We start from the raw sequence: 16689 nt of genomic DNA, 5'->3' as shown, positions 1-16689 counted from the left end.
TTAATAGATAAAAGGAGGGTCGAATGAGTAAGCAACTGACACCAGATGCACTACTTTTTTCGGCCCTTTTTAATGAGCGTGGTGTACTTGCATCCCTCATAGTAACCCAAGTCGTGGCTATTATTTTAGCTTTTGCTCCTAATGCTGGCGGTGACATATGGCTGCATTTGGGAGAGATTAGTTTATTTCTCCATGTAACCGTATTAGTAAGCACCTCTTTTATATATATTTGTCGCCGATTTCTTGCAAAACAGCCTCAGTTTATTCAGCTTAGTTTTTTTATTGCTGTATATAGTTTGAGTACTGCTTTATTTAGTCTGGCTTTTTCTTATATTGCTTTTGATATAGAAAACGAAAAACAACTTACGTTTTTTGTGTTACGTAATTGCATTATTGTATTTTTGCTTACCTTACTTTTTGTACAATTTTTGCTTATTCATTTTGAAAAAGAGCAGCAAGCCAAAGCACTCTCTCGTGCAGAGCTTGATGCTTTGCAGGCGCGGATCAGACCCCATTTTTTATATAATAGTTTGAATACGGCAGCAGAATTAACGCATCATGATGTTGAGGCTGCAGAGCATGCTATTTTAGCATTAGCGGCGCTTTCGCAGGCTGCAATGCGGTCAGGGCAAAGTGTATTACTCAGTGATGAAATAGTATTAACTAAACAATATATTGCTCTTGAGTCATGGCGTTTTGCTGAGCGCTTACAGGTTAAGTGGTCATTACCAGAAAATCTCCCTGCGCTCTATATTCCATATCTAACATTACAACCTTTGGTAGAGAACGCAGTATGCCATGGTGTAGAGCCCAGCCAAAGTGGTGCTACCATTAGTATTGAGCTGCATGTTACAACACATTATTTAACCTTGATTGTGACTAACCCTGTACCTATTGAAGCCGCTAATACTAGAGAGCATAACGGTATGGCAATTGATAATATCCGTTCTCGTTTAAGTATTTATTATAAAGATCAGGCGCAACTGACAATAACTAACAAAGAAAATAAATTTAGAGTTAAAGTGGTTATTCCAAAACAAACAGAGCACATGTTATGAATGCACTGATTGTAGATGATGAGCCTTTAGCCAGAGCACGCTTAAAACGTTTACTTAGTCAGAGCCATACATCTATTCAAGTGCAAGGTGAGGCCGGTAATGGCAATGACGCTTTAATAAAAATAAAAAAACTTCAGCCTGATTTAGTGTTTTTAGATGTTGATATGCCAGGCTTAAATGGCATCGAAGTGGCCAATCAACTCAATAGCTTTGCGGTTCCGCCGGCAATTATTTTTATAACTGCTCACCCTGAGCATGCACTTGATGCGTTGCAACTAAATGCAGCAGGGTATTTGGTAAAACCTATATCAGTAAAAAGTTTGCAACATGCATTACAACAGCTAGGACGTTTAAACAGAGTACATCTGCAACAGCAACAAACAGAAAAAGTAACGTATCAACTGGCTGGCACTACCAGAAGTGTTGAAATAGAGAGTATTTTTTATTTTAACGCAGAGGAAAAGTATACCAAGGTTGTGTTCGATCAAGGGGAAGCTTTAATTGAGGACAGTTTAAAGCATCTTGAAATGCAATACCCGCATCATTTATTAAGAATTCATCGACATACTTTGGTGAATAAAAACAAAATTAGTGCCCTACATACGCTTCGAAACCATCAACATGTTATTGAACTTGATGGTTGTACTGCTTTGTTAGCTGTCAGTCGTCGAGCACTCAAAAGCGTAAAAAGTGAACTTTAATACGCCTACCTATTAACCGCTTATCAACATAATTAACCGTTAATCATGGTTCTAGTTGAATCTAATCTGTAATTGCATACACTTATTATCAGGTAATTATTATTTGGTTTTACTATGTATTTGAGTACGTTTAAATTGCAAAAAGGTTTTACCCTTATTGAAGTCCTCATTGCGTTTATTATTCTCAGCTTTGGTTTATTGGGCGCTGTAGCCCTGCAAGCAAAAGCAAAGCAAGCAAGCTTTGATTCAATGCAACGTGCTGCTGCTGTTGCGCTTGGTAATGATATTATTCAACGTATTCGAGCTAATGATACTTCGCAGCTCGCGACCCTTTACGATGTAGAGTTTACTAGTGAAACCACGAAGAAATCGTCTAAAACATGTTTTACAAGCTCATGTAGCAACGCGCAAATAGCTAGTTTAGATATCGAGCAATGGAAACGTGCTATTCGAGCCCGAGAGAATACCGGATCACTTGATGGTGCAACTGTGTGTATTAACCCTGAAGTGGTAGCGGGTTCTGGTGGGAAAGCATATAACCTTGAGGTTATTGTTTCTTGGCAGGGTCGACAAGAATTTAAAGCAAGTGAGGCGACAGGTAAGATTAGTTGTGGCGTCGCAGATAAAAAGCGTCGCTTAGTCGTGCTTAATAGCTATGTATACGTTAGGAGCTAAAATGAAGCAAACAGGATTTACACTCATTGAAATGATGATATCTCTATTTATAGGGGGATTAATCTTGGGTGGGGTAATGTTTACTTATATCGGTATGAAAGTAACCACCAAAGACACAATGACTATAGGCGAGTTACAAGAGTCAGGCCGTTTAGCTATAAATATTATGCAACGAGATATTGAGCAAGTTGGTTTTTGGGGAACATTTTATGATGATTCATTTACTGCTGCAAACACATCATCATTGTCAAATCCTACTAATGACTGCTTTGAAGGAGCTAACAATGGCAGTTTTCCAGATTTAACGAGTAGTAGTAACTTTAGATCTTTATACGCTAAAACGGCGGCAAGTTCTAATGAGCTCAACTGTGTAAAAAACCCAATTAAAGGGACTGATATTTTACAGGTTAAGTTTTTACAAGGTAATCAACTAGAAGTTGATGCCTCAGGTGTTAATGAAACGCAAAGCGATGAGAATTATTTTATTGCTGAGCAAGAAAATGCACGCTTTGAGCGAGGTATTGTTGACCCTACTAGCGTAAATATCAATGCGTCGGTATGGCCGTATAGTCATCACAGCTATTATATTTCAGAGCAAACTTATACGGTAAATAATAAGAACCTTACTGTACCGGCACTAATGCGAAAGCGTTTAGTAGGCGGGTCTATAAATACTGAAACTATAATGGAAGGCGTGGAAAATATGCGTTTTGTTTTTGGTTTAGATACTACCAACGATAGTCGCGTTGATATCTATAAAAGCATCAGTGATATGAACGCCAGCGACTGGGAAAACCGTAGAGGTATTTTAACAGTACAAGTTTTCTTACTGATCAGAGCATTGCAGCCAGATCCAGGCCTTAAAATTAAGAACCAAACGTACATATTAGGGGAAGATGCTAATAGTCGCTCTCTTACTTTTTCAGATAATTTCAGACGAACTGTTTTCACGACGACTATTCGTTTAAATAATGTGGGAGCAAATTTATGGCGTATTTAACTCATATGAAAAAGAAACAACAGGGTGTTGTACTTATTACAGCACTTATTATGGTGATAGCAGTGACAGGAATTGCGGTTACTTTAATGAGTAGCAGCAGTATTGATATTAAAATTACAAATGCAGCTCAAGAGCGTGAAGTTGCAGAAAATCAACTAATTGGTGAAGTACAGCGCATTATTGCTGATGAAGCTAGTAAAGGGGCTGCTAATCAGTTCTTTTTAACCCCTGAAGAAGTATCAGATAACGGTGTTGTTATGGCTGAACGCGATGATATGAAAAGCAATATGATTAACTTAAACAATGGTGTACTTGATTTAGAATGCCCTCGTCGTTTTAATTTTACTGCTGGCATTTCATGCAACATGGTGCAAGTTTCTACAACCATAGAGTACGGCTCAAAAAGTAAACACCAACTAACAATTGTTACCGGCGTAGCCCAAGAGATGGCTAGCATAAGTAAGGGGTTTTAATATGAAACTTACACTAAACAGAATGTTCATGCCTATATTTGCAATATTAATTGGCATGTCAGCTCATGCTGAAGATATAGAGCTGTATGTTAACCATAATGTGGAGACAGATGAAAAGCCACGCGTAATTATGATTTTTGATACATCAGGCAGTATGGCTTGGGATGTAAACGATGGCAATGCCTGTTACATGAGAAGCGGTAATCGTTATTACGAGGTCGATTGTTTTGAAAGTAAAGACAGCTATAAACGTAATGAGCAATGTTACAAACGAACTAGCTACTACAATTATGAAGCCACATGTAGTGATAGTCGTTTAAGAGTTGCACAAAATGCGATTACGCAATTAGTGAACGATAATGATGATATTGAATTTGGTTTAATGCGTTTTAATGGCAGTAGTGGCGGTTATGTACTAGCCAGAGTAGGTGCTGAAAAGTCAACGTTGCTCAATAAAATTGATGAGCTACCTGCTAGTGGGTCAACCCCATTAACTGAAACATTATGGGAAGCGTATTTATACATAACAGGCCAAGATGTTTACTATGGCGATAACACTAATAATCGAGATTTTACCGCAGAGTCATCAGGAGTTTATAAATCACCTTTTGCCCCAGTAGCGGGTGAGCCATTACGTTGTGACAATAGTATCAACATTATTTTAATGACAGATGGAGATCCTACCAACGATTCTAATAGAAATAATGACATATTTAACCTTCATGAGGATTATTTTTCTGAAAATGCGCCTGTTGTCAGCAATAGTTATTTGGCAGCGCTGGCAAAAATTATCCATGGCACAGATGATGTAAAAGTTGATTTGTATAGCAAAACCAATAATGTACTAGATATTGGTCGTGTATTTCCTATTGGCTTTGGTACTGGAATGAGTAACTCAGGTAAAAACTTACTTACTGAGACTGCAGACTATGGCGGTGGGCAATATTTGCATGCCAATACTGCAGCACAACTGTCAGACGCACTTAAAAATACGATTTCTCGTATTCGTGAAGTAAACGATAGTTTTTCATCGCCATCAGTGGCCAGCAATAATGTAGACCAAACTCGCAGCCGTGATGCTCTTTACTTTGCTATGTTTTATCCTGAAACAGGGGCTCGCTGGCGTGGTAACCTCAAAAAGTTAAAAATTACAGGCAATCAGATTGTTGATGCGACTAACAAGCTTGCTCTTAATAGCGACGGTTTAATTTCAAAAGATGCAAAAACATTTTGGCTACCTGCGGGCCAACCCGCTGATGGTAATGCGGTTGCACAAGGTGGCGTAAATCATTATCTAAGTACGATAGATCCACTAGCTCGTAATTTATTCACTGAAAATCAAGGCTCTATTGTTAGCTTTGATACTTCGGTTGTCAGCGATATTCTTAGTGGTATTGTTGATAACCCGCTCACCTTAACAAGCCAAGATGTTAATTGGGCTAGAGGGGTCGACGTTGATGATGAGGATAAAGATGGCTCTTCGCAAGATCAACGCTCTGATATTTTTGGCGACCCATTACATTCCAAGCCTATTGCTATCGACTATGGCAGTGATGATATACGAATTCTTATAGGAACAAATGCCGGGTTTTTACATATGTTTAAAGATGCCGGCGAGACTGTAAGCGAAAGTTGGGCGTTTATACCTTCAGCATTATTTGACATTATTAAGCCACTCAGAAATAAACAAGCAGATAGCAAGGTATATGGCATGGACGGCCCTATCAGTGTTTACTTTAGTAATAAGAGTTTGAATAGCGAAGGTTTAAATGACGGTATTATAGATGCTAGCAAAGGAGATGCTGTTTGGGCTTTTGCTGGTATGCGTCGTGGTGGTAAGAATTACTATGGCTTAGATATTACAAATCCGAACCAGCCAAAGCGCCTTTGGAGCAAACCAATTGAAGGCGGCAAAGGCGATTTTACGGAATTAGCACAAACATGGTCAAAACCGCAAATAGCTTATATTAAAGCTTTTGGTAATAAACCTTTACTCGTATTTGGTGCAGGTTACGATACAAATAAAGACGCGGCTATAAGAGCTGAGGATTCCCGTGGTCGAGGCATTTATATTGTTGAAGCAAAAACAGGTAGCTTAGTGTGGGCATTAACCCCAAATAGCAATGGTTTTAAAGGTAAACATAGCATTGCCGCTGATTTAACTACGCTTGATTCAGATTATGACGGCTATATTGACCGAATTTATGCTTCAGACACCGGTGGTAATATTTGGCGAATTGATATGCCAGGAGAAGATAGCAGTGAGTTTAGTCACTTTAAACTTGCTGAGCTTGGTAGCAATCAAAATACCCAAGACAGGCGCTTCTTTTATAAGCCTCTGATTGCGCGTACTTTGTTTAGTAAAGTAACAGAGACGACCATCAACGGGGATAAAGTTATTACCCGTTTAGATACTCCTTATGATGCTGTTGTTATCGGCAGCGGCAATCGTTCAAAACCAACGAATACAAATGAGCAAGATCAGCTGTTTATGATCCGTGATGAAAATACGCTGACACGCTCATTTAAAATCAATGCGCCTGCGGCAGTTAAACCCTCCGACTTAATGATTATGAACGATGACCCGTTTGGTAATACTTTAGATGACATAGATGGTTTTAATCTTGTTGAAGCTGAGTTGGCAAAAAAGAAAGGGTGGCGCTACGAATTAGCCAAAGGTGAAAAGTCATTAGCTGCAGCTACCGTTGTTGGCGGAGTTGCTTATTTTACTTCTTTCACGCCAGCATCTGATGCCGTTGTAGAGAATCAATGTTCTTTAAGTGGAGGCGGTGGTGCGCTTTATGCGTTTCATTTGCATTACGGTACAAAGGTGTATGAACAGCTCAAATTTGTAACCAGTTACGATGTGCCCGATACACCACAGCTATACTTTGGTTCTTCTTGCGTGGATGCTAATACCGATGGACAGTGTGATGATGGTCCTGATGGTCCTGATGGTCCTGATGGTCCTGATGGTCCTGATGGTCCTGAAAGGAAGCCACCCGAAAGTAAATTTTATTTCCCTGGTCCTTTAATTAAAGGTGATTCCAAACCATTTGTACCCGGTAACATTTCAGGGCCTGGTCTAAAAATCGAAGATGGAACTATAAAGTTACTAGAGAGTGGCAACAGTGGCTTTGGCTTTAAAACGCAGCAAACATATATTTATAAGCGTGAAGAAAACGACGAGATAAACAATTAAGGGCTGTATATGAATAAGACACAACAAGGATTCACATTAATTGAGTTAATGATCACAGTAGCGATTGTTGGCATCATTGCCGCAATTGCACTGCCGAATTACAGTGAGTATGTAAAAAGAGCATCACGCGCAGAAGCTGCATCTGCGCTGTTAGATGCGGCAAATAAGCAAGAGCAATACTTTGTAGATAACCGAGTTTATTCAACTTCGTTTAGTGACTTAGGTATTCAAAGTAAAACTGAAAACGGGCATTTTGAGTTAGCAATAAATGTGGTTAATAGTAATGAATTTACAATTACAGCGAAACCCATCGCTGGAGCTGTTAAAGGGGATGCTGATTGTACTGAATTGTCTATTAATGATTTAGGCTTAAAAGGGGCTAAAGGCACCAAAGGTAAATCAGATATAACCTATTGCTGGGGTAGATGATGCTAATTAACTTTACTCTGAATTGTATACCTATCTCAAGCAGCTATTTTTAGCGCTAATTGCGTTGAACCTACTTGCAATAGGCCAGCTACTGACGTGAAGTCTGGCTTTTTACACTGTAAACCCCCTAACTAGAATTCAGGTTAGTTATTTTTGCATCTATTTGTGGACTTTATCCTTATGCGACCTGTTTGACTTATAGATAGAGCAAGCCCTTCAAGGTTTGCTTTTTCACTATTAGGGCAATAGATAAAAGTACCATTTTGAAAGCCATTTAAAGAGCCGTCGGGTCTAAAAGTTATTGCAGTTCGGGGGTACTCTAAGCTATCAGAGGGATGGGTATGTTCAAAGGTACTAATAAGACGTTCGTCATTATCCAAAGATGTTGACTTGTCATGATCAGTAAAAAGTGACACACCCGTGTGCCACTCACCATCTAGACATTGTTTATCTTTCAAAGCGCACAGCGTTACGTAGTTGCCATGCTCTATAGCATAAAGACGTGCTAAATTAATATTTCGGTGTAATAGACTAACCTGATTATCTGCGCGATTGAGCGCCAAGAAGTCAGGAGCAAACGACAAAGAGAGTTGACTCAGTATTGCAATAACTAAAATGGTTACTAGTAATTCTACTAACGTAACGCCATCGTTTTTGTGAACACTTATAATTAACTTCATCCCTGAAGCCTTACATTGAACAGTCCATTATATTAGTTTAGTAAATAATCAAAAAACGACAAAGTATGAAATGGCTTTTAGCTGCAGGTTTGAGTTGTGTCACCTATATAAAAAGCAGTTCCTGATTGAGACAGTGTTAACCCTTTATTATTTTCATTAGTACCATTAGGGCAAAAAATAAAATTTCCAGGTTTAGTGGTGATACGACCGCTGGTGTTAAACCGTATCCGTCTATCTCCAGCTGTGAATGTTACCTTATCATTAAGGCTAATTTTTTCCATGACGCGAATTAAGCTGTCAGAGGAAGAATTATATTGACCATCATTATTTGCATCAATAAAGGTTATAATAACTTTATTACGATCCCACCTTGCTCGGCATTGCATACTATCATCATTGTTTTTAACCTCCGAATGCTGAGCTGCACAAATAACCACAATCTCATCAGTACTAGCTGCTTGTGAGCGCGCAAAACTAATATTACGCTTAAGCTCCAATAAAAAGTTTTCGCCTCGATTTTCTTCCAGCATATCGCTACTATTCCATATTGCAATACTTGCTATTATTGCAACAATAGCAACGGTAACCATTAACTCTAATAGAGTAAATCCTGTATGCTTGGTTTTCATATAAATCTCATTAACTCGGTGATGTTGAAAGGTCAACAGACCCTAGTATAGTTATTTTTATTAAAATAATCATACCATGATTATTTTTCACCTGTGCTATTCAATCACTTTGTTTGCTATGAACCTCATGATTGTCTAAAATCGAGGCAACTGAGGCTTTCAAAAGTAACTAATATGAAAAAAATAGAAGCAATCATTAAACCGTTTAAGCTCGATGATGTGCGCGAAGCACTATCTGATGTTGGCATTACGGGTATGACAGTAAGTGAAGTCAAAGGGTTTGGTCGTCAAAAAGGTCACACCGAGCTATACCGTGGCGCAGAGTATATGGTTGATTTCTTACCAAAGGTAAAGTTAGATATTGTGCTTGGTGATGAAGATGTTGAACGCGCTATTGATGTGATTGTTAAAACCGCACAGACAGGCAAAATTGGTGATGGTAAAATATTTGTCACTGAGGTAGAGCGTGTTGTTCGTATTCGTACTGCAGAAGAAGATGAAGACGCGATATAATCGTAGTCTTGAGTAAAAAAGGCGCTACTTTTATTTGAAAGTAGCGCCTTTTTCGTATTATTTATTTCTACTGTTAAATTTGCGCGTTTGCGCTGCATTCTCACTTAATTCAGTCAATCCAAGCTTATCGTAGCTTTTTTCCATCATGGCTAGTGCCGCATCCAAGTAGCTACTTTGTGAGTAGTGCTCTACCACAAACTTACCGCGATTCGCAGCTGCTAAATAGGCTTCACGTTCGTAGTAGTAAGTCGCAACTTTTAGCTCGTAACGTGCCATGCGGTTTAATAGCCAAACTAAACGACGTTTTGCTTCTGGCGCATAGTCACTTTCTGGAAAACGTTTAACTAAGGTTGATAGATCGGTATAAGCTACACGGGTACGTTTAGCGTCTCTGTCGGCTCTATCTACACCAAAGTACTCTTGGAAAGCATTTTTATCCGCTTTAATATTAACCAAGCCACGCATGTAGTACATGTAATCTAAATCTTTGTGGTTTGGGTTTAAGCGAATAAAACGGTCAATGGTAGCAAGTGCCTGCTCTGTATTACCTGATTGGTAATGTGCGTACACTAAATCCATTTGTACTTGTTTTGAAAACGGGCCAAACGGGTAGCGAGAATCAATTGCCGCTAACAGTTCAATTGCACGTGCGTATAAACCAGAATCAAGCGTTTGTTTTGCATCTTCATATAGTGCTTGTGCTGATCTGTTTGGTACTCGTTGAATGTCTTCTTGGTCAGGTGCAGACGAACAAGCCCCTAAACTAAGCACTGAAACTGAAAAAACAATGGCGAATGCACGTTTCCCTATTTTATTTATCATTTTATTTGTTACCTTCGATGTCTTCGGCTAGGCCAAGTGGGTAAAACCGAGTAAACTATGCGTATTATGTTATGCTTTTATTAAAAGCGATTCTAACCCAGTCAAGCAAAGCTTGCACTGGTAAATTGGGTAAAGTTACTAATGTCAGAGCAAATATCTCTCCAAGCCGAGGTCCCAACAGACTTAGGTGGTAAACGTCTAGACCAAGTATTAGCACAATTGTTCCCTGATTATTCACGATCACGGATAAAAACGTGGATTTTAGATGATAAAATCACCGTTGACGGCGAAATTTTCAACACCCCGCGTGAAAAATTACTCGGTGGTGAAGTTGTGGCTGTTGAAACAACAATAGAAGCACCTCGTGAATACGAAGCACAAGATATCAAATTAAACATCGTTTATGAAGACGATGATATTTTAGTTATCAATAAACCAATGGGATTAGTGGTTCATCCTGGTGCAGGTAACCCTGACGGTACTGTGTTAAATGCATTACTTCATCACTTCCCAGAAATTATTAACGTACCACGAGCGGGTATAGTGCATCGCCTAGATAAAGACACCACAGGTTTAATGGTTGTCGCGAAAACGATTCAAGCACAAACTCACCTGGTGAAAGCCTTACAAAAGCGCGAAAATTTCACACGTGAATATGAAGCGTTATGCAATGGTACTATGACCGCCGGTGGTATGGTTGAAAAAGCGATTGGTCGTCATCCAACTCAACGTACGCACATGGCTGTTCATGAAATGGGTAAACCAGCGATTACGCATTACCGTGTGGCAGAAAAGTTCCGAGCTCATACTCGTTTGCGTTTACGCCTTGAGACCGGACGTACACACCAAATTCGCGTGCATATGGCTTACTTAAACCACCCACTAATTGGCGATCAATCTTATGGCGGCCGTCCTCGTCCACCAAAAGGAGCAACCCCTGAGCTGTTTGAGTTACTGCGTAGCTTTAAGCGTCAAGCGCTGCATGCTGTAAAATTAAGCATTGCTCATCCAATTACTGGTGAAATGATGACCTGGCAAGCACCTATTCCTGATGATATGGTCCAGATGACACAAGCACTGCGCGAAGATACAAAAGCAAATCCAGATATAGCTAGTTAATTATGTCTGGCTTATCAGCTACATGGCAACCTATTCAGGGTGTAGGCACATTGAGTACTACACGGGATGGAGGTGTGTCAAAGCCTCCATTTGATAGTTTGAATTTAGGGTTACATGTAGGTGATAACAGCCAAGATGTATTAACCAATCGAGCGCATGTAAATAGTTACATACCTAATCCTGCTGTTTGGTTAAATCAGGTTCATAGCGCTGATGTAATTTTAGTGGATGAAGCGTTTGACGCTAATCACATACTGACGGGGGATGCGCTTTACACGCAGTTACGCAATCAACCTTTAGCTATAATGACCGCTGACTGTTTACCTATTTTACTTACCTCAAGCGATGGCCAAGAAGTGGCTGCAATTCACGCAGGTTGGCGAGGATTAGTGCAAGGAATTATTAATAATACAGTTAGCTGTTTTAAACATGAGCCAGCGAATTTACATGCGTGGTTAGGTCCTGCAATAGGAGCTAACCGATTTGAAGTCGGTCAAGAGGTTGTTGCAATATTTACAGCCAATAATCCAGCTTTGCACGACGCGTTTAAATCTCAAGATAACGAGAAATATTTAGCTGATATTTATCAAATTGCGCGTATTTTGCTAAATCAACTGGGTGTTGTGAATATTAGTGGTGGTGAATACTGTACTTTTTCTCAAAATAATCAGTTTTTCTCTTATCGACGAGATGGGCAAACCGGTCGTATGGCAAGTTTGATTTGGCGCAAGTAAATTACTATTAAGTGATTATTTTTCCCTCAATACCTTGAACAAATCCGCTAACATACCCATTTATAAAGTAATTCGTTTTTTTATAGGCAAACCCTCATGCGTTTAGATAGATTTACAAGTAAATTTCAGTCTGCGCTTTCAGATGCGCAATCATTAGCGCTAGGTCGCGATCATCAATTTATTGAACCCGTTCACCTTATGTATGCTTTATTAAAGCAAAGTGGTTCAAGTGTGCGCGCCTTATTTGCACAAATGGGCATTAGCGTGGATGAGCTCAATACTAAACTATCTCAAGAGATAGAAAAATTATTTAAAGTAGAAGGTGTTGGTGGCGATGTGCAATTGTCAAACAACATGGTTTCACTTATTAATCTGTGCGACAAGCACTCTCAAAAACGCAAAGATAAATATATCTCAAGCGAACTGTTTGTATTAGTTGCTTGTGAAGATAAAGGGCCGCTTGGGAGTGTATTTAAGGCACTTAACATCACCGCTAACAAAGTTGAAACTGCCATAGAAGTAATTCGTGGTGGTCAAAAGGTTGATGATCCTAACGCTGAAGAAACTCGCCAGGCACTTGAAAAATATACTATTGATTTAACTGAGCGGGCAGAGCAAGGTAAGCTTGACCCTGTAATCGGCCGTGATGATGAAATTCGTCGCACCATCCAAGTATTACAACGCCGCACTAAAAACAATCCTGTGTTAATTGGTGAGCCAGGGGTGGGTAAAACCGCGATTGCCGAAGGGCTTGCGCAACGTATTATTAATGGGGAAGTGCCAGAGGGCTTAAAAAATAAGCGCGTACTCTCGCTTGATTTAGGCGCGTTGGTTGCTGGGGCCAAATACCGAGGTGAATTTGAAGAGCGTTTAAAATCAGTTTTAAATGAATTGGCCAAAGAAGAAGGCCAAGTGATTTTGTTTATTGATGAAATTCATACCATTGTTGGCGCTGGTAAAAGTGATGGCGCTATGGATGCGGGTAACATGTTAAAACCTGCATTAGCACGTGGGGAACTCCATTGTGTAGGTGCAACGACCTTAGATGAATATCGTAAATACATTGAAAAAGATGCTGCACTTGAGCGCCGTTTCCAAAAGGTATTAATTGAAGAGCCATCGGTTGAAGATACTATCGCTATATTACGTGGTCTAAAAGAGCGTTACGAATTACATCACTCAGTGGAAATCACCGATCCGGCAATTGTTGCTGCAGCGCAGTTATCACATCGCTATATTAGTGATCGCCAATTACCTGATAAAGCAATTGATTTAATTGACGAAGCAGGCTCTTCTATTCGACTGCAAATTGATTCAAAACCTGAAGCCTTAGATAAGTTAGAGCGTCGTATCATTCAATTAAAAATTGAAGATAACGCCCTGGCTAAAGAAAAAGACGAGGCGAGTCAAAAGCGCCGTGCAGAAATGGTTGAGCTGATCACTGAGCTTGAAGTGCAATACCGTGAGCTCGATGAAGTATGGAATGCCGAAAAAGCGTCTTTGCAAGGTACGCAAGTCATTAAAGCCGAACTTGAACAAGCACGACTTGATTTAGAAGTGGCACGCAGAGCAAGCGATTTACAGCGTATGTCAGAGCTGCAATATGGCCGTATACCCGAGCTTGAGCGTAAGCTTGATTTAGCATCGCAAGCCGAAATGCAAGAAATGAGCTTACTTAAAAACCAAGTGGGCGAAGACGAAATAGCCGAAATTTTATCACGTTGGACCGGCATTCCGGTGGCACGTATGCTTCAAGGTGAGCGTGAAAAACTATTGCAAATGGAAGAGCAGTTGCACAATAAAGTGATAGGGCAAGATGAAGCGGTGGTTGCTGTGGCTAATGCCATCCGTCGTTCGCGTGCAGGGCTTGCTGATCCGAATCGTCCTATTGGCTCATTTCTATTCTTAGGGCCAACAGGGGTGGGTAAAACAGAGCTAACAAAAGCGTTGGCTGGCTATATGTTTGACACTGAAAGTGCCATGGTACGCATCGATATGTCTGAGTTTATGGAAAAACACTCAGTGGCGCGTTTAGTTGGTGCACCTCCTGGTTATGTAGGTTACGAAGAAGGGGGCTACTTAACGGAAGCCGTTCGTCGTAAACCGTATTCGGTTATCTTGCTTGATGAAATAGAAAAAGCGCATCCAGATGTGTTTAATATTTTATTACAAGTTCTTGATGATGGTCGTTTAACTGATGGTCAAGGACGTACTGTTGATTTTAAAAATACGGTTATCATTATGACCTCTAACTTAGGTTCAGACATTATCCAAGAGCAATCGGGAAGTAATGACTATGACGAGCTTAAAGCAAAGGTAATGGGTGTACTGCATAATGAGTTCAGGCCTGAATTTATTAACCGTATTGATGAAACAGTAGTGTTCCACTCACTTGCACATAGTCATATTAAAGAAATCGCAGATATACAGTTAAGTAAATTGCGTGAACGATTAACTGAGATGGGCTATTTACTTGAATTGACGGATGCTGCGCTTGAGCGGATTGCTGCCAGTGGTTTTGATCCGGTTTATGGCGCTCGCCCACTTAAGCGTGCAATACAACAAACCATTGAAAATCCGTTAGCACAAAAGCTGCTTAATAATGATTTTCAACCAGGCTGCATCATTGTTATTGATGCAAGTAGTGAGGGCTTAGAGTTTACTAGCCGATAATCTGAGCACAGTAAAAAGCCGCTGAAAACAGCGGCTTTTTTGTTTTTGATTCAAGTGGGTGGATTAAACTTTAAAGGTAAGCAGTAAATCATTTACTTTTCGTGAGCCTTCGACCAATTCAGCAGCGCCATGCGCTACGCTATAACTGAGCTGTAAATTGTCATCCCCCAAGCCTTTAATTTTTTCAACATTGCAGCCAATATCTCGACTTACCACTTGTTGTTGCTCTGCGGCGGCTGAGATGTCGGTAGCAAGTTGTGAAATTTCACTAATTTGAATGAAAATACTATCTAGCTCTTGTTGTGTTTGCCCTGTGGTGTTCACACAGTCATCGGCTTGTTGTTTTGTGCTCTGCATGATTTTAGACCAGCTGAACAAGGTGTCTTGAATCTCTTTAATGGAGCTATGAATTTGTGCTGTGGCGTTTTGAGTACGTGAAGATAATGCGCGTACTTCATCAGCCACCACCGCAAAACCTCGACCATGCTCACCAGCACGGGCAGCTTCAATCGCGGCGTTCAGTGCTAACAAATTAGTTTGCTCTGCAATACCTTCTATTTCACTCATTACCTGACCAATTTTATCAGCTTCAGAGGCCAGCCCTGTGGCTGTGGTTGCCGCTTGCTCAACTTGCATGGCTAAGTCAGATACCATTTTGCTGTTATCGGCAATATGACTTTTTATATCAGAGCAGCTTTGATAGGTGATCCCCACTTTATCTGCGGTATCATTGGTATTATTAGAAATTTCACCAATGGTGGTGCTCATTTGTGACATTGCTGTGGCTATTTGCTCAAGCTGGGTTCCCTGAGAAGAAATACCTTGTTCGGTCAGCGTAGATTGCTGATCTAAGCCTTGGGCAATGGTATTAAAACTCAAGGTTGAGTCTTTAACACGACCGAGTACCGTTTTTAACTTAGCGCAAAGCATTTGCTCTCGGTAATCACTAATACTGTGAGGGTGTGAACCACTAAATACATAACGAGACACCGAATCTGCCTGGCTTTTTTGCTGCTTTAGAGTTGCAGGTGTTGCTATTAGCTCATCATAATTTAAAGCTAAAATGATAATACACACCACCAAGTTAACCGCTGCAATTGCGATTGACCCCCAAATAGCGACATTAGCTAACCAAACTAAAACACCGGCTATGCTCAAGCTCTGTCTGAGTGAGGTGTGCTCACGCCAGCTAAATAGTGACTTATTAGCGTTAATTTTGGCATACAGCTTCTGCGCTCTGCGTTTTGCATGTTGCGAGAGTTTTACACGCACAGACTGATAACCAATCAATTGGCCATGTTCAAAAATAGGTGTTACAAATGCATCAACCCAATAGTAACGGCCATCTTTACATAAGTTTTTTACAGCACCACGCCAAGAATGTCCTTGCTTTAAGGTGTCCCACATCTCTTTAAATGCTGCTTTAGGCATATCAGGATGGCGAACGATATTGTGGTTTTTATTGATGAGTTCATCCATTTCATAGCCAGCAATACTGCAAAATTCATGATTGGCATAGGTAATAACACCTCGAAGATCGGTCGTTGAAACCAACTCTTGATGTTCTTCAAAAGTGACCTCTTCATCTATTAAGCTTTGATTACGACGCATAGTAATCCTTTATCATTCTTTATTGGGGTGTCTATTGTAATTACTAAAACTAATGTACGTTAGTGATAAGTTTTAAATAGCAGTAGTAAGGCATTTTTTTTAATGTTTTTATGATCTTTATCAATTTTAAGAGTAATTGATTTTTTTAGTTATGCCAAACTTTTAGCAAGTGATTCACCCTTTCGTACGGGGAGAAATAATGCCTTGAGGTTGCGATGTATTGTGGCAAATAATATGCAAAAGAAATTGTATATTGCTGGTGGCAATGGCAAGATTATCTTTTATGGCGTGAAACAAAGCGTGTTTAAAATTCATTAAAAACTATATCTAATAAATTCATATAGTTTTTTCTTCATTTAATCTTGAGTAA

The 16689-nt window shown here is 39.9% G+C and carries 15 protein-coding genes; 11 read left to right on the top strand and 4 right to left on the bottom strand.

What is annotated here, in order from left to right:
• Window positions 1-23 precede the first annotated feature (23 nt).
• The 7 genes from P3J6_RS03780 (at window position 24) to P3J6_RS03750 (ending at window position 7538) form a co-directional block, all read left to right on the top strand.
• Window positions 24-1058 carry a sensor histidine kinase gene (locus P3J6_RS03780; protein ID WP_198522262.1) on the top strand — a complete coding sequence of 345 codons (1035 nt, stop codon included), beginning with the start codon at window positions 24-26 and terminating at the stop codon, window positions 1056-1058.
• Entirely contained in the window at window positions 1055-1759 is a 705-nt protein-coding gene (locus P3J6_RS03775) for a LytR/AlgR family response regulator transcription factor (protein WP_198522261.1), read from the top strand. The genes P3J6_RS03780 and P3J6_RS03775 overlap by 4 nt, the downstream gene beginning before the upstream one ends.
• A 114-nt stretch (window positions 1760-1873) precedes the next feature.
• Window positions 1874-2434 (top strand): type IV pilus modification protein PilV, encoded by a 561-nt coding sequence (gene pilV / locus P3J6_RS03770; protein WP_198522260.1) that lies wholly within the window; start codon window positions 1874-1876, stop codon window positions 2432-2434.
• A 1-nt stretch (window position 2435) separates the two neighbouring features.
• Window positions 2436-3434, top strand: coding sequence for a PilW family protein (locus P3J6_RS03765; RefSeq protein ID WP_138607630.1), 999 nt, complete (start codon window positions 2436-2438; stop codon window positions 3432-3434).
• The gene (locus tag P3J6_RS03760) at window positions 3422-3907 is read left to right on the top strand and encodes a pilus assembly protein PilX (protein WP_138607632.1); all 486 of its coding nucleotides are present in this window, start codon (window positions 3422-3424) and stop codon (window positions 3905-3907) included. Before P3J6_RS03765 ends, P3J6_RS03760 begins: the two co-directional genes overlap by 13 nt.
• Window position 3908: 1 nt before the next feature.
• Entirely contained in the window at window positions 3909-7109 is a 3201-nt protein-coding gene (locus tag P3J6_RS03755; protein ID WP_178955533.1) for a pilus assembly protein, read from the top strand.
• Between the two features lie 9 nt (window positions 7110-7118).
• Entirely contained in the window at window positions 7119-7538 is a 420-nt protein-coding gene (locus tag P3J6_RS03750) for a type IV pilin protein (protein ID WP_198522259.1), read from the top strand.
• A 143-nt stretch (window positions 7539-7681) separates the two neighbouring features.
• Here the strand turns inward: P3J6_RS03750 and P3J6_RS03745 are convergent, their stop codons facing one another.
• Together P3J6_RS03745 and P3J6_RS03740 are read right to left on the bottom strand one after the other, a co-directional pair.
• Window positions 7682-8218, bottom strand: coding sequence for a GspH/FimT family pseudopilin (locus P3J6_RS03745; RefSeq protein WP_138607638.1), 537 nt, complete (start codon window positions 8216-8218; stop codon window positions 7682-7684).
• Between the two features lie 77 nt (window positions 8219-8295).
• Complete coding sequence (locus P3J6_RS03740) at window positions 8296-8847, bottom strand: GspH/FimT family pseudopilin (protein WP_138607640.1); 552 nt, start codon at window positions 8845-8847, stop codon at window positions 8296-8298.
• A 174-nt stretch (window positions 8848-9021) separates the two neighbouring features.
• On the opposite strand from P3J6_RS03740, the gene P3J6_RS03735 reads away from it, so the two are divergent.
• Entirely contained in the window at window positions 9022-9360 is a 339-nt protein-coding gene (locus P3J6_RS03735) for a P-II family nitrogen regulator (protein ID WP_008114445.1), read from the top strand.
• A 57-nt stretch (window positions 9361-9417) separates the two neighbouring features.
• Here the strand turns inward: P3J6_RS03735 and P3J6_RS03730 are convergent, their stop codons facing one another.
• The gene (locus P3J6_RS03730; RefSeq protein ID WP_138607642.1) at window positions 9418-10182 is read right to left on the bottom strand and encodes an outer membrane protein assembly factor BamD; all 765 of its coding nucleotides are present in this window, start codon (window positions 10180-10182) and stop codon (window positions 9418-9420) included.
• Window positions 10183-10323: 141 nt separating this feature from the next.
• Here P3J6_RS03730 and rluD point away from each other — a divergent pair, with 141 nt between their 5' ends.
• The 3 genes from rluD to clpB all read left to right on the top strand — a co-directional run bounded on the left by rluD (window position 10324) and on the right by clpB (window position 14708).
• Window positions 10324-11301 (top strand): 23S rRNA pseudouridine(1911/1915/1917) synthase RluD, encoded by a 978-nt coding sequence (rluD, locus tag P3J6_RS03725; protein WP_008114448.1) that lies wholly within the window; start codon window positions 10324-10326, stop codon window positions 11299-11301.
• A 2-nt stretch (window positions 11302-11303) separates the two neighbouring features.
• On the top strand, window positions 11304-12035 hold the full coding sequence (gene pgeF / locus P3J6_RS03720) for a peptidoglycan editing factor PgeF (protein WP_198522258.1): 732 nt from the start codon (window positions 11304-11306) through the stop codon (window positions 12033-12035).
• A gap of 96 nt (window positions 12036-12131) precedes the next feature.
• Window positions 12132-14708, top strand: a complete 2577-nt coding sequence (gene clpB, locus P3J6_RS03715; protein ID WP_198522257.1) for an ATP-dependent chaperone ClpB — start codon at window positions 12132-12134, stop codon at window positions 14706-14708.
• Window positions 14709-14771: 63 nt separating this feature from the next.
• Here clpB and P3J6_RS03710 read toward each other — a convergent pair whose 3' ends face one another.
• Complete coding sequence (locus P3J6_RS03710; protein ID WP_198522256.1) at window positions 14772-16319, bottom strand: methyl-accepting chemotaxis protein; 1548 nt, start codon at window positions 16317-16319, stop codon at window positions 14772-14774.
• Between the last annotated feature and the right edge of the window lie 370 nt (window positions 16320-16689).

Source organism: Pseudoalteromonas sp. 3J6, assembly GCF_903995135.1.
In the GTDB taxonomy this organism is placed as follows: domain Bacteria; phylum Pseudomonadota; class Gammaproteobacteria; order Enterobacterales; family Alteromonadaceae; genus Pseudoalteromonas.
The sequence above is the reverse complement of the archived record's forward strand: the minus strand, read 5'-3'. Positions and strand labels throughout refer to the sequence as shown.

What these genes read in the sequence shown, in the direction of transcription:
- P3J6_RS03755 (WP_178955533.1), top strand. Translation starts at nt 3,909, where the DNA reads ATGAAACTTACACTAAACAGAATGTTCATGCCTATATTTGCAATATTA.
- P3J6_RS03745 (WP_138607638.1), bottom strand. Translation starts at nt 8,218, where the DNA reads ATGAAGTTAATTATAAGTGTTCACAAAAACGATGGCGTTACGTTAGTA.
- P3J6_RS03760 (WP_138607632.1), top strand. Translation starts at nt 3,422, where the DNA reads ATGGCGTATTTAACTCATATGAAAAAGAAACAACAGGGTGTTGTACTT.
- P3J6_RS03775 (WP_198522261.1), top strand. Translation starts at nt 1,055, where the DNA reads ATGAATGCACTGATTGTAGATGATGAGCCTTTAGCCAGAGCACGCTTA.
- pgeF (WP_198522258.1), top strand. Translation starts at nt 11,304, where the DNA reads ATGTCTGGCTTATCAGCTACATGGCAACCTATTCAGGGTGTAGGCACA.
- P3J6_RS03750 (WP_198522259.1), top strand. Translation starts at nt 7,119, where the DNA reads ATGAATAAGACACAACAAGGATTCACATTAATTGAGTTAATGATCACA.
- rluD (WP_008114448.1), top strand. Translation starts at nt 10,324, where the DNA reads ATGTCAGAGCAAATATCTCTCCAAGCCGAGGTCCCAACAGACTTAGGT.
- P3J6_RS03710 (WP_198522256.1), bottom strand. Translation starts at nt 16,319, where the DNA reads ATGCGTCGTAATCAAAGCTTAATAGATGAAGAGGTCACTTTTGAAGAA.
- P3J6_RS03780 (WP_198522262.1), top strand. Translation starts at nt 24, where the DNA reads ATGAGTAAGCAACTGACACCAGATGCACTACTTTTTTCGGCCCTTTTT.
- clpB (WP_198522257.1), top strand. Translation starts at nt 12,132, where the DNA reads ATGCGTTTAGATAGATTTACAAGTAAATTTCAGTCTGCGCTTTCAGAT.
- pilV (WP_198522260.1), top strand. Translation starts at nt 1,874, where the DNA reads ATGTATTTGAGTACGTTTAAATTGCAAAAAGGTTTTACCCTTATTGAA.
- P3J6_RS03735 (WP_008114445.1), top strand. Translation starts at nt 9,022, where the DNA reads ATGAAAAAAATAGAAGCAATCATTAAACCGTTTAAGCTCGATGATGTG.
- P3J6_RS03765 (WP_138607630.1), top strand. Translation starts at nt 2,436, where the DNA reads ATGAAGCAAACAGGATTTACACTCATTGAAATGATGATATCTCTATTT.
- P3J6_RS03730 (WP_138607642.1), bottom strand. Translation starts at nt 10,182, where the DNA reads ATGATAAATAAAATAGGGAAACGTGCATTCGCCATTGTTTTTTCAGTT.
- P3J6_RS03740 (WP_138607640.1), bottom strand. Translation starts at nt 8,847, where the DNA reads ATGAAAACCAAGCATACAGGATTTACTCTATTAGAGTTAATGGTTACC.